Origin of the sequence: Streptomyces sp. NPDC006384, assembly GCF_042870695.1 — a bacterium.
Classification (GTDB): Bacteria; Actinomycetota; Actinomycetes; order Streptomycetales; family Streptomycetaceae; genus Streptomyces.
Genome location: NZ_JBIAHR010000002.1, coordinates 234,433 through 249,247, shown reverse-complemented (window position 1 = coordinate 249,247; position 14,815 = coordinate 234,433). Strand labels below are relative to the sequence as shown.

15 protein-coding genes are annotated in these 14,815 nt (G+C 73.8%); 8 read left to right on the top strand and 7 right to left on the bottom strand.

Annotation, left to right across the window (positions count from 1 at the left end):
- The first annotated feature begins 287 nt into the window (after positions 1-287).
- The 4 genes from ACFYOJ_RS03175 to ACFYOJ_RS03160 all read left to right on the top strand — a co-directional run bounded on the left by ACFYOJ_RS03175 (position 288) and on the right by ACFYOJ_RS03160 (position 3,305).
- Positions 288-884, top strand: coding sequence for a suppressor of fused domain protein (locus ACFYOJ_RS03175; protein WP_356550496.1), 597 nt, complete (start codon positions 288-290; stop codon positions 882-884).
- A 130-nt stretch (positions 885-1,014) separates the two neighbouring features.
- Positions 1,015-1,656 carry a DUF6758 family protein gene (locus ACFYOJ_RS03170; RefSeq protein WP_356550494.1) on the top strand — a complete coding sequence of 214 codons (642 nt, stop codon included), beginning with the start codon at positions 1,015-1,017 and terminating at the stop codon, positions 1,654-1,656.
- 114 nt (positions 1,657-1,770) lie between these two features.
- Positions 1,771-2,628, top strand: coding sequence for a PHP domain-containing protein (locus ACFYOJ_RS03165; RefSeq protein WP_356550492.1), 858 nt, complete (start codon positions 1,771-1,773; stop codon positions 2,626-2,628).
- 71 nt (positions 2,629-2,699) lie between these two features.
- The gene (locus tag ACFYOJ_RS03160; protein ID WP_356550490.1) at positions 2,700-3,305 is read left to right on the top strand and encodes a MarC family protein; all 606 of its coding nucleotides are present in this window, start codon (positions 2,700-2,702) and stop codon (positions 3,303-3,305) included.
- A gap of 80 nt (positions 3,306-3,385) precedes the next feature.
- Here ACFYOJ_RS03160 and ACFYOJ_RS03155 read toward each other — a convergent pair whose 3' ends face one another.
- A complete protein-coding gene (locus tag ACFYOJ_RS03155) occupies positions 3,386-3,538 on the bottom strand; it encodes a hypothetical protein (RefSeq protein ID WP_356550488.1) in 153 nt (50 codons plus the stop codon).
- Positions 3,539-3,785: 247 nt separating this feature from the next.
- Here ACFYOJ_RS03155 and ACFYOJ_RS03150 point away from each other — a divergent pair, with 247 nt between their 5' ends.
- Positions 3,786-4,682, top strand: coding sequence for an NYN domain-containing protein (locus ACFYOJ_RS03150; RefSeq protein WP_356550486.1), 897 nt, complete (start codon positions 3,786-3,788; stop codon positions 4,680-4,682).
- Between the two features lie 35 nt (positions 4,683-4,717).
- On the opposite strand, the gene ACFYOJ_RS03145 is transcribed toward ACFYOJ_RS03150, so the two are convergent.
- Complete coding sequence (locus ACFYOJ_RS03145; RefSeq protein ID WP_356550484.1) at positions 4,718-5,596, bottom strand: alpha/beta hydrolase; 879 nt, start codon at positions 5,594-5,596, stop codon at positions 4,718-4,720.
- 137 nt (positions 5,597-5,733) lie between these two features.
- A complete protein-coding gene (locus ACFYOJ_RS03140; RefSeq protein ID WP_356550482.1) occupies positions 5,734-8,268 on the bottom strand; it encodes a DEAD/DEAH box helicase in 2,535 nt (844 codons plus the stop codon).
- A 490-nt stretch (positions 8,269-8,758) separates the two neighbouring features.
- Here ACFYOJ_RS03140 and ACFYOJ_RS03135 point away from each other — a divergent pair, with 490 nt between their 5' ends.
- On the top strand, positions 8,759-9,505 hold the full coding sequence (locus tag ACFYOJ_RS03135) for a ferritin-like fold-containing protein (protein WP_356550481.1): 747 nt from the start codon (positions 8,759-8,761) through the stop codon (positions 9,503-9,505).
- 87 nt (positions 9,506-9,592) lie between these two features.
- Here ACFYOJ_RS03135 and ACFYOJ_RS03130 read toward each other — a convergent pair whose 3' ends face one another.
- The 4 genes from ACFYOJ_RS03130 to ACFYOJ_RS03115 all read right to left on the bottom strand — a co-directional run bounded on the left by ACFYOJ_RS03130 (position 9,593) and on the right by ACFYOJ_RS03115 (position 11,516).
- Entirely contained in the window at positions 9,593-9,862 is a 270-nt protein-coding gene (locus ACFYOJ_RS03130) for a hypothetical protein (protein WP_356550479.1), read from the bottom strand.
- A gap of 169 nt (positions 9,863-10,031) precedes the next feature.
- Complete coding sequence (locus tag ACFYOJ_RS03125; protein WP_356550477.1) at positions 10,032-10,259, bottom strand: DUF3107 domain-containing protein; 228 nt, start codon at positions 10,257-10,259, stop codon at positions 10,032-10,034.
- Between the two features lie 206 nt (positions 10,260-10,465).
- Positions 10,466-11,107, bottom strand: a complete 642-nt coding sequence (locus ACFYOJ_RS03120; RefSeq protein WP_356550475.1) for a TetR/AcrR family transcriptional regulator — start codon at positions 11,105-11,107, stop codon at positions 10,466-10,468.
- Positions 11,108-11,294: 187 nt separating this feature from the next.
- A complete protein-coding gene (locus ACFYOJ_RS03115) occupies positions 11,295-11,516 on the bottom strand; it encodes a hypothetical protein (protein ID WP_356550474.1) in 222 nt (73 codons plus the stop codon).
- A gap of 199 nt (positions 11,517-11,715) precedes the next feature.
- Here ACFYOJ_RS03115 and ACFYOJ_RS03110 point away from each other — a divergent pair, with 199 nt between their 5' ends.
- Positions 11,716-12,738, top strand: a complete 1,023-nt coding sequence (locus ACFYOJ_RS03110) for an alpha/beta hydrolase (RefSeq protein WP_356550472.1) — start codon at positions 11,716-11,718, stop codon at positions 12,736-12,738.
- Positions 12,739-12,746: 8 nt separating this feature from the next.
- Positions 12,747-14,519, top strand: a complete 1,773-nt coding sequence (locus ACFYOJ_RS03105; RefSeq protein WP_356550470.1) for a DUF3152 domain-containing protein — start codon at positions 12,747-12,749, stop codon at positions 14,517-14,519.
- Positions 14,520-14,815: the final 296 nt, after the last annotated feature.

Genomic DNA, 14,815 nt, shown 5'->3' with positions numbered 1-14,815 from the left:
GACGGCGACGGTGAGAAGCCGAAACGGGCTGCGTCAGCGGCGGGAAGAGCGAGTGGTACTGCACGGTCGACTTCGGTCCATGCCGCCCACCTCCTCCGGCCGGTCCCTCGTGAGGGACGATCCATACCCCTTGTTCGGAGGGGTTCCCCGTAGGGGAGTGTTCATGGCGTCGGGTGCGTGATCACACGCTTCTGCGTGCTGCCCCGAAACCGCTGGCCCAGAGTACCAGTCGCCCGCAGTGTCAAGGCCCCCCTTTGCCGTGTACTGACGAGTTCTATGCTCGCCGCATGGCTGATGTTCTTCCTCTGGTCGAGGCCCGGTTGCGTACGGCACTGGGCGAACCGGACGCGCGCGCGGCGGTCACCTTCCTCGGCACCGACCGCATCGAGGTGCTGCGCTTTTCCGGCGGCGGCCCGGAGGGCGGCATCGTCCGCTACGCCACCCTCGGCATGTCCGCGCAGCCCATGGCCGACCCCACGGCGGTGCTCGCCGACCCGGTCAGGGGGCCCCGCGCCGAGCTGGTCCTCTCCGTCCGCGCGGGCCTCGCCGACACCGACAAGGTGCTGCGCCCGCTGGCCGTGCTCGCCGCGTCCCCTCAGGTCGAGGGTGTTGTCGTGGCGCCCGGCGCCTCGCTGGACGTCGGTGAGCCGCTGTGGCCCGGCGCTCCGTTCACCTCGGTGCTGGTCGCCGAGCCGGGCGGGCTGGTGGAGGACCTGGAGCTGGACGCGCCGCTGGAGCCCGTACGGTTCCTGCCGCTGCTGCCGATGACGCCGAACGAGGCCGCCTGGAAGCGGGTGCACGGCGCCCAGGCCCTTCAGGAGCGCTGGCTGGCGCGAGGGACGGATCTGCGGGACCCGTCCCGGGGGACGGTCCCGCTGGAGTGACACCGGCGGGACGGCCCGCGGCGCGGTGTGACCGGGCGCGGTGTGACGGGACGCGGTGACGGGTAGGCATGTGCCCCGGACGGGTGATCGTCCTTGACGGGACGCGGCCCAGGGAGGACCGTGGGGCTGTATGAGGGGCGAACCCAGTTGCCCGAAGTGTGGTGGCCGGGTCAGGGCTCCCGGCCTTTTCGCCGATTCCTGGCAGTGCGACGCACACGGCACGGTGCATCCGCTGCAGCCCGTGCTGCCGCCCAGCGTCGAGGCGCTCGGCGTCGTGGTGCACCGCACCCAGGTGCCGGTGTGGATGCCGTGGCCCCTGCCGGTCGGCTGGCTGTTCACGGGCGTGGCCTGCGCGGGCGACGACCGCAGCGGCGGACGCGCCACCGCGGTGGCCTGCTCGGGGCCGGGCCCGCTCGGCGGCGCCGGTGAGCTGATCCTGGTGGCCGAGGAGATGGGCGTCGGACTCGGCGCGCGGTACGCGGGCATCGACGCCCCGGACCCCGGCCCGTACATGGACGTCGAGAAGCCGGCCCAGACCAAGGTCGTCGCCGCCGGCCGCCCGACCCCCCTCTGGCACGTCTCCGGCACCCCCGGCGACCGGGCCGTGTTCGCCGGGGAGGCCCTCGGGATGTGGCTGTGGGCCGTGCTGTGGCCCGAGCAGTCGGGGCTGCTCATGTACGACGAGCTGGTCCTGACCGACCTGCGGGACGCCGGCGCGGAGATCGACCTCGTGCCGTGCGGCGCCCTGTCGCCGAGGCTCCTCCAGCCGTAGCGGCGGCCGCGGCCCGCGCGTAGGGGGCGCAGGGCCGCTGCGGGTGTGACATCGGGGTGTCCGGTTCCGGTTATCCTTGAGCGTCCCTTCCGTCCGTCATCGTCTGGAGTCGTCGTGCGCATCGACCTGCACACCCACTCCACGGCGTCCGACGGCACGGACACCCCGGCCCAGCTGGTGCGCAAGGCCGCCGCGGCCGGGCTGGACGTCGTCGCGCTGACCGACCACGACACCACCCGCGGACACGCCGAGGCCGTCGCCGCGCTCCCCGAGGGCCTGACGCTGGTCACCGGCGCCGAACTCTCCTGCCGCCTCGACGGCGTCGGCATCCACATGCTGGCCTACCTCTTCGACCCCGAGGAGCCCGCCCTGCTCGCCGAGCGGGAGCTGGTCCGGGACGACAGGGTGCCGCGCGCCCGCGCCATGGTCGCCAAGCTCCAGGCGCTGGGCGTGCCGGTCACCTGGGAGCAGGTCGCGCGGATCGCCGACGGCGGTTCGGTCGGGCGTCCGCACGTGGCCTCCGCGCTCGTGGAGCTCGGCGTCGTGCCGACCGTGAGCGACGCCTTCACCGAGGACTGGCTGGCCGACGGCGGCCGGGCCTACGTGGAGAAGCACGAGACCGATCCCTTCGAGGCCCTCCGGCTGATCAAGGGGGCCGGCGGCGTCGCGGTGTTCGCCCACCCGGCCGCCGCCAAGCGCGGCCGGACCGTCCCGGAGACCGTGATCGCGGATCTGGCCGCCGCCGGGCTCGACGGCATCGAGGTCGACCACATGGACCACGACGCGGACACGCGGGCGCGGCTGCGCGGCCTCGCCGCGGAGCTGGGACTCCTGGTGACCGGGTCCAGCGACTACCACGGCAGCCGGAAGACCTGCGCGCTCGGCGAGTACACGACGGACCCCGAGGTGTACGGGGAGATCACGCGGCGGGCGTTCGGAGCGTTCCCCGTGCCGGGGGCCGGCGGAGCCTGAGGGCCGCACGCGCCCCTTCCGCACCACACCCCCGTTCTCTGTCCCTGTCATCGCAAGGCTCTGTCACGCTCATGTTCGACCTCGCCGTCTTCGGCTCCCTCTTCCTGACCCTCTTCGTCATCATGGATCCCCCCGGGATCACCCCGATCTTCCTCGCGCTGACCTCCGGCCGGCCCGCCAAGGTGCAGAAGCGGATGGCCTTCCAGGCCGTCTGCGTGGCCGGCGGGGTGATCACGGTGTTCGGCGTGCTCGGCCACCAGATCCTGGACTACCTGCACGTCTCCGTCCCGGCGCTCATGATCGCGGGCGGGCTGCTGCTCCTGCTGATCGCGCTCGACCTGCTCACCGGCAAGACGGACGAGCCCAAGCAGACCAAGGACGTCAACGTCGCACTGGTGCCGCTGGGCATGCCGCTGCTGGCCGGGCCCGGCGCCATCGTGTCGGTCATCCTCGCCGTGCAGAAGGCCGACAGCGTGACCTCGCAGGTCTCGGTGTGGACGGCGATCCTCGCCATCCACGTGGTGCTGTGGCTGGTGATGCGGTACTCGCTGCTGATCATCCGCGTCATCAAGGACGGCGGTGTCGTCCTGGTGACCCGGCTCGCGGGCATGATGCTCTCCGCGATCGCCGTGCAGCAGATCATCAACGGCGTCACCCAGGTGATCCAGAACGCCTGAGCCCGGCCACGGCAGAGCCCCCGCACGCACCGGTGACGGTGCCGTACGGGGGCTCGCGGCGTGTGGTGCGGCGGTCCGCGCTACGAGGCCGAGGTGCCGGCCGGGCGGATCCACAGCCGCTGCCCGATGGCGGCGGCCTGCCGGACCATCCGGTTCACGGAGGCGGCGTCCACGACGGTGCTGTCCACGGGCGTTCCGTCGACGTCGTCGAGTCGCATGACTTCAAAGCGCATGGGCCTCTCCCTTGATCTGGTCATCCTCCTGAGGAGAACTACTGGTGGGGGCCGCGGGTCGTCGGTGCCCGGGCTTCCACATGAGACAACAGGCCGCACGTCACGAACATTCCCTACGCTAAGGAAATTTTTCGAACAACTAATTACTGACACGTAAGGAGACCGGCCGGTGCCGGGGCGGGGTGCGGGAGAGGACCGACCGGGGCCGGTTGTGTTCGCAGCGTGACCGCCGGGACAATGGAGGGCGATGAACGAGGACCTCGCGGACCTGAGCGCCCGCATCGACCGCACCAACGAGCTGCTGCAGCGCATGCTCGCCGAGGTGGCGAAGACGCCCTCGACCCACGCGATCTTCGTCGACGCCGGGTACCTCTACGCGGCCGCGGGGCGTCTGGTCGCCGGGACCGAGGACCGCAGGGCGTTCGACCTGGACGCCGAGGGGCTGATCGAGGCGCTCATCGACAAGGCCCGCACGATCTTCGCGGACAGCCGTCTGCTGCGGGTCTACTGGTACGACGGCGCCCGGCGCCGTATCCACACCGCCGAGCAGCAGTCCATCGCCGAGCTGCCGGACGTCAAGGTCCGCCTGGGCAATCTCAACGCCAGCAACCAGCAGAAGGGCGTCGACTCCCTCATCCGCTCCGACCTGGAGTCCCTCGCCCGGCATCGCGCCATCAGCGACGCCGCGCTGCTCGGCGGCGACGAGGACCTGGTGTCGGCGGTCGAGGCCGCCCAGGGCTACGGCGCCCGCGTCCACCTGTGGGGCGTCGAGGCCCCCGAGGGCCGCAACCAGGCCGACCCCCTCCTGTGGGAGGTCGACAGCCAGCGCACCTTCGACCTCGACTTCTTCAAGCCGTACGTCTCCCGGCGCACGGCGCACGCCTTCGAGGGGGCGGGCACGGTCCGGCCGGCCCGTGAGGACGTCCGCTTCGTGGGTGCCCAGATCGCGGCGAAGTGGCTGGCGGCGCGGGGCCGCGACACGCTGCTGGAGCTGCTCGCCGGCCACCCCTACCTGCCCGGATCGGTGGACCAGGACCTGCTGGTGGAGGCCGAAGGGCTGCTGCAGTACTCGCTGCGCGGCCAGGCCGACCTGCGGCGGGCGCTGCGCGACGGCTTCTGGGAGCACCTGCGGGCGCAGTACTAGCGGGAGCCCGGGCACGGTCCGCGGTGTCCGGGCGGTCAGGGGGAGGGCACGTCGTCCCAGAAGTCGGCGAGGGCACGGGCGGTCGGCAGCGGCCGGTCCGTGTTGGGCGAGTGCTCGGCCCCCTCGACGACGGTCCGGCGTGCGTCCAGTCGCACGGCCATCTCGTCCAGGAGGGGCACGGGCCAGGTGTCGTCGTAGGCGCCCGACAGCACGTGGAACGGCAGCGGCACGGCGGCGAGCTCGGCGACACGGTCCGGCTCGGTGCACAACTGGTGCCCCGTGGCGAGCAGTTGGGCCGGACGGGTGCCCAGCCAGCGCTCGCGCAGCCGCTTCGGGGCGTCCGGGCCGTGGGCGGGGACCGGAGCACCGGCCTCCTCGGGCGGCCCCATCGCCTGCATCACCTCCCAGACCTGGGCCATCGTCATGATGCCGAGCGCGTCCCGCAGGATTTTCACCCGCTGCTGCTGGGATACGGAGATCTGCGCCGGGCCCGAGGACATCAGCGTGAGGGAGACGAAGGGGGAGTGGTCGAGAAGAACGGCGGCACGGGCGATCTGGCCGCCGAGGGAGTGTCCGACGAGGTGTACGGGCGTCCCGAGCGCGGCGACCTGCGCGAGGACGTCCCGGGCCAGCTCGGGCTGCGCGTAGCCGGACTCGTCGTGCTCGGCGCCGTCGGACTCGTACTGTCCCCGTCCGTCCACGGCGACCGTGCGGTACCCGCGTGCGGCGAGCGGCTCGTGCAGGAGCGTGAAGTCCTCCTTGCTGCCCGTGAACCCGGGCAGCATCAGCACGACCCCCTTCGGCACACCGCCGCCGGCCGCGGGTGAATCGACGACGGCGAACTCGCCGCGCGCGGTGCGCAGCCGGTACGTGCGGGCGTCGGACGGCGGGGTGAAGCGGGCGTTCATGCTCACGGGCAGAGACTAACGGGCGGCCGCCCACGCGTGCCGCCCCGGCACCGTCCGAGCCGCGGCAGCGGACCGCGGACACGCCGTCGGCCCGGCCCCGCACGAGTGGCGGGACCGGGCCGACGGCCTGCTGAGCGCTGGGATCAGCTCTCGGCCGACTCCGTGGGCTGCTCGGCGGACGTGGCCGCCTTGCGGGTACGGCGGGCCTTCGGCTTCGCCTCGGTCGCGTCGGCGGCCTCGACGGGAGCCTTGGCGGCAGCGGTCTTGCGGGTCCGGCGCGGCTTGGCCTCGGCGGCCTCCGGCTCCTGCGTGGCCTGGGCCGGGATCTCGGCGGTGGCCTCGGTCCCGGCCGGTTCGGCGGCCTTGCGGGTGCGGCGGCGGGGCTTGGCCTCGGTGGCCTCGGCCGTGTCGACGGCGGTCTCCGCCTTGGCGGCAGCGGTCTTGCGGGCGCGGCGCGGCTTGGCCTCGGCGGCTTCGACGGCCTCCGGAACCTCGACGGCCTCGGCAGCGGTCTTGCGGGTGCGGCGGGGCTTGGTCTCCGTGGCCTCGGCCGTGTCGACGGCGGCTTCCGCCTTGGCGGCAGCGGTCTTGCGGGTGCGGCGGGGCTTGGTCTCCGTGGCCTCGGCCGTGTCGACGGCGGCTTCCGCCTTGGCGGCAGCGGTCTTGCGGGTCCGGCGCGGCTTGGCCTCGGCGGCCTCCGGCTCCTGCGTGGCCTGGGCCGGGATCTCGGCGGTGGCCTCGGTCCCGGCCGGTTCGGCGGCCTTGCGGGTGCGGCGGCGGGGCTTGGCCTCGGTGGCCTCGGCCGTGTCGACGGCGGTCTCCGCCTTGGCGGCAGCGGTCTTGCGGGTCCGGCGCGGCTTGGCCACCTCCGGTTCGGCCGCCGGTTCGGCGACTCCCCCGGCCGTGTCGAGCACCGTCTCGGCGGCGGTCGAGGCCGTGGCCTCACGGGTGCGCCGACGCGGCTTCTCGACGGGCGTCTCGGCCACGGTGACCTCGGGAACCTCGGCCACCGGCGCTTCGGCCACCGGGGTGGCCTCGGTCACCGTCGGGGCGGCTGCCGGCGTCCCGGCGGTCCTGCGGGTGCGGCGGCGCCGCGGCTTCGCGGATGCGTCGTCGCTCTCCGGGGTCTGCGGAAGCGTGCTCTCCGCCGTCGCGACGGCGTTCTCCGCCGCAGCGGCCTCGGCACCGACGGCCGGGGCGGCCGTCACCGGCTGCTGGGCCGGCTCGCCGCCGCGCGTACGGCGACGGCGACGCAGGGTGCGGGGGCCCTGGGCGGCGGCCTCCGTGTCCGCGGCGCCGTCCGCGCCGCCGGTGACGGCCCCGGGGGCGGTGCCCCCGCCGGCCGGTGTCTCCACCGGCTCGCCGCCGCGCATACGGCGACGGCGACGCGGCGTCGTACGGGAGGAGCGCTCGCGCTCGGCGGAACGGGACTCGTCCCGGCCGCCGCGGCCGCCCCGGTCACCGCGTGCGCGGCCACCGCGGCCGCCCGGCTCGCCGAGGTCCTCCAGCTCCTCCGCCTCCAGCCCGGCGCGCGTACGCTCCGAGCGGGGCAGGACGCCCTTGGTGCCCTCGGGGATGCCGAGGTCGGTGTACAGGTGCGGGGAGGTGGAGTACGTCTCCGGCGGGTCGCTGAAGCCCAGGTCCAGCGCCTTGTCGATCAGCTGCCAGCGCGGGATGTCGTCCCAGTCGACCAGTGTGATCGCCGTACCCTTGGCGCCCGCGCGGCCGGTGCGGCCGATGCGGTGCAGGTACGTCTTCTCCTCTTCCGGCGACTGGTAGTTGATGACGTGCGTCACGCCCTCGACGTCGATGCCGCGGGCGGCGACGTCGGTGCAGACGAGCACGTCCACCTTGCCGTTGCGGAAGGCGCGCAGGGCCTGCTCGCGGGCGCCCTGGCCGAGGTCGCCGTGGACCGCGCCGGAGGCGAAACCGCGCTGCTTGAGCTGGTCGGCCAGGTCGGCGGCGGTGCGCTTGGTGCGGCAGAAGACCATGGCCAGTCCCCGGCCGTCGGCCTGCAGGATGCGCGCGACCATCTCGGGCTTGTCCATGTTGTGCGCGCGGTAGACGAACTGCTTCGTGTTCGCGACCGTCGCGCCCGCGTCGTCCGGCGAGGTGGCGGAGATGTGCGTGGGCTGCGACATGTAGCGGCGGGCCAGGCCGATGACCGCGCCCGGCATGGTCGCCGAGAACAGCATGGTCTGGCGCCGGGCCGGCAGCAGATTGATGATCTTCTCGACGTCGGGCAGGAAGCCCAGGTCGAGCATCTCGTCGGCCTCGTCGAGGACGAGGGACCTGATGTGACCGAGGTCGAGCTTCTTCTGGCCCGCGAGGTCCAGCAGGCGGCCCGGGGTGCCGACGACCACGTCGACGCCCTTCTTCAGGGCCTCCACCTGCGGCTCGTAGGCACGGCCGCCGTAGATCGCGAGGACGCGCACGTTGCGGACCTTGCCGGCGGTCAGCAGGTCGTTGGTGACCTGCTGGCACAGCTCACGCGTCGGGACGACGACGAGGGCCTGCGGGGCGTCGGTCAGGGACTCGGGAGCCGCGCGGCCCGCCTCGACGTCGGCGGGGACGGTGACGCGCTCGAGGAGCGGGAGGCCGAAGCCCAGCGTCTTGCCGGTGCCGGTCTTGGCCTGGCCGATGACGTCCTTGCCCGACAGGGCCACGGGGAGCGTCATCTCCTGGATGGGGAAGGGGTTGATGATGCCGACGGCCTCGAGGGCTTCGGCGGTCTCGGGGAGGATCCCGAGGGATCGGAACGTCGTAGTCAGGGTGCTGCCTCTTCTGTGTGTGCGGTGCGAGGCGAGCGCGGGGGTCGTGCCGGACCGTGCCGGGGACGTCGGCCTGCCTCAGGGGCCGGCCGTGGGACACGGGACCTCTGCCGACGCTCTAGCGCTCGTACCGCTGAGGGTCCCCTCCGGGTCCGTACGCAATACGGCGTACGCAGGGAGGGCTGTCGGGTCGGAGCCGATCGGGCCACCGACCGGGCATCCTCATACATGCGGCCCGACGAAGAAGTCACGTACCCGTACGTCACATACTCGGCAGGCGCATTACCACCATACCCCGGATTCGCGCACACGCGATGGCCGATTCGGTCACGTACTCGTCGTCACAGTCACTGACCAGGCGCTTACGGACCGCGGCGGGCGGGCTATTGTGCGCTGCATGACGAGCTCTGACAAGCCTGGCAACGACACGGACGCCCCCGCCGAACCCACCGGGATCGCCGCCCTCGACTGGGCGACGGCCTCGGCCGAACCCCAGTACCGGGCCGCGGTCGTGGACCTGCTCGGCGCCCTCGCGTACGGCGAGCTGGCGGCGTTCGAGCGGCTCGCCGAGGACGCCAAGCTGGCGCCGACGCTGGCCGACAAGGCGGAGCTGGCGAAGATGGCCTCGGCGGAGTTCCACCACTTCGAGCGGCTGCGCGACCGGCTCACCGAGGTCGGCGAGGAGCCGACGGCGGCCATGGAGCCGTTCGTGGCCGCCTACGACGCTTTCCACAAGCAGACGGATCCCTCGGACTGGCTGGAGGGACTCGTCAAGGCGTACGTCGGCGACTCCATCGCCAGCGACTTCTACCGCGAGGTCGCCGCCCGGCTCGACTCCGACACCCGCGCCCTGGTGCTGGCGGTGCTGGACGACACCGGGCACGCGAGCTTCGCCGTGGAGAAGGTGCGCGCGGCGATCGAGGCGGACCCGCGCGTGGGCGGGCGGCTGGCGCTGTGGGCGCGGAGGCTGATGGGCGAGGCGCTGTCGCAGTCCCAGCGGGTGGTCGCCGACCGGGACGCGCTGTCGACGATGCTCGTGGGCGGTGTCGCGGACGGCTTCGACCTCGCCGAGGTCGGCCGCATGTTCTCCCGGATCACCGAGGCGCACACGAAGCGGATGGCGGCACTGGGCCTCGCGGCCTGAGCACCGCTCCGGCCCGGTCCCGCCGCCGGGTCCCGCCCGGTGGCGGCCGGCGGCGGGACCGGGCCGGAGGAGAGGCCGGGCGGCCGGTCAGACGGTCAGCGAGTGGCGCCGCAGGCTTGCCGGCGGGCGCAGCAGCAGCGAGAGCGAGGCCGCCGACACGGCCACCGCGCCCAGCAGGTCCGGCAGGAGACCGCCGGCGCCCAGCGCGCTGTGCGTGACGAACGCCCCGAACAGGGCCCCGGCGGCGCCCGTCGGCAGGACCAGGACGCGGGCGGGGAGACGGTGCGCCAGACGGTGGGCGGCGGCCCAGGCCAGGGCGAGGCCGAGAATCGCGGCACTGAGCGCTTCCAGGAACATGACGGGGTCCCTCCCACACGGCCGGCCTGCCCGGAACGGTCCTAGCCGTACTACCCCTGACCTGCGGAATCCAATCCTCCCCGACGGGTGAGCCGTACTCCGGACGAGCCACGGGAAAGGCCCGGCGGTTCGTGGCCGCCGGGCCCTCCAGGTGTGCTTTCTCCGTCGGCTACAGCGCGCCGAAGCCCACCCTGCGCGGGCTCGGCTCGCCGATCTCGACGTACGCGAGGCGCTCGGCGGGGACCAGGACCTTGCGGCCGTGCTCGTCCACGAGGCTCAGCAGCTGCGCCTTGCCGGCCAGTGCCTCGGCCACCACGCGCTCCACCTCCTCGGCACTCTGACCGCTCTCCAGAACGATCTCGCGGGGCGCGTGCTGCACGCCGATCTTGACCTCCACGGCTATGTCCCTCCGACGGTCAGTGAAGTGCGCGATCTTCCGCGCCGTACCCCGCACACATTAGCCCGGTGAGGGGACGTACACGCTCCGCCCGGCAACGCCAGGAGCGAACAGACCGCGGGAACAAACGCCGTCGTACGCCGAACGCGCGACGGTCGGCGTGGCGCCGGATCCGGTCGGTGCCGCCCGGCCCGGTGCCGTTCGGCTCAGTGCTGCTCGACGCCGTGCAGCGGGAACCCGGCGATGCCCCGCCAGGCCAGGGAGGTCAGCAGCTGGACCGCCTGGTCGCGCGGCACGCTGCGGTCGCTGTGCAGCCACGAACGGGCCACCACCTGGGCGAGGCCGCCCAGGCCGGAGGCGAGCAGCATCGACTCGGCCCGCGAGAGCCCGGTGTCCTCGGCGATGACGTCGCAGATGGCCTCGGCGCACTCGTTGGTGACCTTGTCGACGCGCTCGCGCACGGCCGGCTCGTTGGTCAGGTCCGACTCGAAGACCAGGCGGAAGGCGCCGCCGTCGTCCTCGACGTACGCGAAGTAGGCGTCCATCGTCGCCCGCACGCGCTGCTTGTTGTCGTTCGTCGAGGCCAGCGCGGTGCGCACCGACTGGATCAACGACTCGCAGTGCTGGTCCAGCAGTGCCAGGTAGAGGTCGAGCTTGCCGGGGAAGTGCTGGTAGAGCACCGGCTTGCTGACACCGGCGCGTTCGGCGATGTCGTCCATGGCCGCGGCGTGGTAGCCCTGCGCCACGAACACTTCCTGCGCGGCGCCCAGCAGCTGGTTGCGTCGGGCACGGCGGGGAAGGCGTGTGCCCCGCGGGCGTACCGCCTCTGTCTGCTCGATGGCTGTCACGCCGCCTCCCAAGATCGTCCACGTGCGGTGTGCGCCGCCTTGCCATCGTACTTTTCGGTAACCGTGGTGTGCGCGGTGCGGACGCAGAATTTCACGGACCGGACGGTGACGAAAGCCGCGCAACAGGTTTCAAAAGAGCTCGGGACGGGCAAAATGGGCCCCCTTCTCGCCTGGCGCGGCCACCGCCTCAGCGGTAGTCGTCCTCGTCGTGCGTGACCACCCGGGCCTGTTCGGCCAGGTCGGCCTCGTCGGCGCGGTCCGGTTCCACGCCGTCCAGCGGGTCGTCGCGGTCGGGCCTGATGTCCGCCTGCTGCTCCGCCGCGTCGGCGTCCGGGGCCTCGACGGCGAGCTCCCCGGGTTCCTGCGCCTCGTCGTCGAAGGTCTCCGGGTCGGTGGGGTCGACGGTCATGCTGGGCTCCCTTTCTACGGACGTCCCTGGAAATGCAGGGGCCACATACGGGTGCCCTCTCCACGAGCCTAGGAGACACCCGATCGGGCCGCCATGCGTCACCGTGCGCCCACACCAGTACCCATCCCGTCCCGGGGCCCACCGCCCTTGTGACGGCGAACACATGAACCACTGCGTGATCGTCTCGTAACATTGCCGCATGCCTTCGACCGAGCCGCCGTCCGTCCCGCCCGCAAACGTGCTGCCGAAGGTGGCGGCAGTCAAGGTCGCGGACGGTGAGCGGCTCAGGTCGGTCCACCTGCCCGGGATCACCCTGACGGTGCGCTCCCGCAGGCCCGCGCGCGAGGGGCTCCCGCCCGCGCTGTACGTCCACGGCCTCGGCGGTTCCTCGCAGAACTGGTCGGCGCTCATGCCCCTGCTGGACGACGTGGTCGACAGCGAGGCCGTCGACCTGCCCGGCTTCGGCGACTCCCCGCCCCCGGACGACGGCGACTACTCGGTCAGCGGCCACGCGCGCGCGGTCGTCCGCCACCTCGACGCGGCCGGGCGCGGCCCCGTCCACCTCTTCGGCAACTCGCTCGGCGGCGCCGTCGCCACGCGCGTCGCCGCGGTCCGCCCCGACCTGGTGCGCACCCTCACCCTCGTGTCGCCCGCGCTGCCGGAGATCCGCGTCCAGCGCAGCGCCGTGCCGACGGGGCTGCTGGCCCTGCCCGGGGTGGTGTCCCTGTTCACCCGGCTCACCAGGGAGTGGACCGCCGAGCAGCGGGTCCGCGGGGTGACGGCGCTCTGCTACGGCGATCCCGCGCGGGTGTCGCCCGAAGGCTTCCGCAACGCCGTGGAGGAGATGGAGCGGCGGCTGCAACTGCCGTATTTCTGGGACGCGATGGCGCGTTCGGCGCGCGGGATCGTCAACGCGTACACCGTCGGCGGCCAGCACGGGCTGTGGCGGCAGGCCCAGCGGGTTCTCGCGCCGACGCTGCTGGTCTACGGTGGACGGGACCAACTCGTCGGCTACCGCATGGCCCGGCGTGCGGCCCGCGCCTTCCGTGACTCCCGGCTGCTGACCCTGCCGGACGCGGGACACGTGGCGATGATGGAGTACCCGGAGACCGTGGCCACCGCGTTCCGTGAACTCCTCGCGGACACCGGGCAGTCGCCGGCCGGCGAGCGGACCGGCAGGGCCGTCGCCGACGAGCCCGCCGACCAGACCACAGGAGGCTGAGGCGCGACGTGGGACGCCACAGCCGCCGCGGACCCGTCCCCGAGGGCGACAGCGCGGACACCACCGCGGCACACGAGGCCCGGCCCGGGCGGCCGGGCCGCCGACGCATGCCCGCGCCGCAGGCGCCCGGAACGTACGGTCCCGCGTCCTACGGCGTGCCGCCGGGCGGCGTCCAGGGCTACGAGGCCCCACGCCCACCGGAGGGCACGCCCGCGCAGGGCGTCCCCGGGTTCCCCGGCGGCACCCCCGCGCGGGGTTTCCCCCGGGCCACCGGCGGGTCCTGCGCGCAGCGCGCTCCGGGAGGCCCCGAGGGCACTCCGGCCCAGGGCGTTCCGCGGTTTCCCGACGGCACCCCCGCACACGGTTCGCCGCGTGCCGGGGGCGGTGTGCCCGGCCGGAGCGGCGGCGAGTCCACCGGCGCGGCTGCGGCGCAGAGGGCTCCGTGGGCCGCCGACGGCACCCCGTCGCGGGGTGTCCCGACGTCTCCCGACGACACCCCGGCGTACGGATCGCCGCGTGCCGGAGGGCGCACGCGGGGCGGACCCGGGGCCGCCGACGGCACCCCGGCGTTCGGCGTGCCGCAGGTTCGCGGCGGGCACCCCGAGCAGCGTGAACCCGGCGGCGGCTGGGGCGAGTCGAACGGACGGGCCGGTGCCGGTACGGGCATGCCGGCCGGCCCGCGCCCCGGTGCTCCCGCGTCCGCCGGCTGGCCCACGGGGCCCGGCGTACCCCTGCCGCGGCAGCGGCGGGCGCCCGGGGGAGGGCCGCGACAGGACTACCTGGAGGCCTTCGGCCCCGGTGAGGACGACGACGTCTTCTCCGTCCGTGCTCCGCGCCGTGCCCCCGTGCCCCCGCAGGCACCCGGCTCCGGCCCGCACGCCTTTGTCGCCGGCGGGAACTCCGCCGACGGCCCCGGCGCCCCCGTGCCCGGCCGCGACGACGCGGCGCCCACCGGCGGACCCGCGTCGGCCGGGGGCGGCAAGGGGCGGATCCTCACCGGTGCTGCCGCCGCCGCGCTGACCACCGTCCTGGCGGTCGTCGTGGCCGCGCAGGTGGCCGACGGGCAGGGGGGCGGGGAAGCGCGCGCGCAGTCCGCGACCGGCCAGGTCCGCGACGCCCGCGACCCCGCGTCCAGGGACGACGACCGGCCGACGCCCGCGGCGTCCGGCTCCGCGGCGCCGCTGACGTACGAGCAGAAGATGGCGAAGACCTACCCGCTCGCCCCCACGTTCAAGGGGACGGGCAGGTTCGACGCCGTCCCCGGCATCGACAAGGCGCCGGGGAGGGGGCACAAGTACACCTACCGGGTGGACGTGGAACAGGGGCTCGGCCTCGACGGGGAGCTTTTCGCGCAGGCCGTCCAGAAGACCCTCAACGACAACCGGAGCTGGGCGCACAACGGTGCCTACACCTTCGAGCGCGTCCACTCCGGGCAGACCGACTTCGTGATCACCCTCGCCAGCCCCGGGACCACCGCCGAGTGGTGTGCCAAGTCCGGCCTGGACACCACCGTGGACAACGTCTCCTGCGACTCGGCCGCCACCAAGCGCGTGATGATCAACGCCTACCGGTGGGCACAGGGCGCCGAGCCGTACGGCGACGACATCCACGGGTACCGGCAGATGCTGATCAACCACGAGGTCGGCCACCGCATCGGCCACAACCACGTCACCTGCGACAAGGACGGCGAGCTCGCCCCGGTGATGCAGCAGCAGACCAAGTTCGTGGACCACGACGGGATCGACTGCCGCCCCAACCCCTGGGCCTACCCGAACGGCTGACCGCGTCGGCCGGACGCTCCGGCTGACCGCTCCGGCCGGCCACGACGGTCGGCCGTGTCGTGCATGGCCGGAGCGTGACGAGTGGTGACCGCGTGATCTCTTAGCGCGATCGAACGCGTTCCGTGCGGGAAAGTTACGGCCGTTCACCCCTTCTGGTGGGGGGGGGGGGGGGGGGGGGGGGGGGGGGGGGGGGGGGGCGGGGGCCGGGGGCGGGGGGGGGGGGGGCGCGGGGGCGCGGGGGGCGCGGGGGGCGGGGCGGGGGGCGGCGGGGGGGGGGGCGGGGGGGGCGCGGGAGG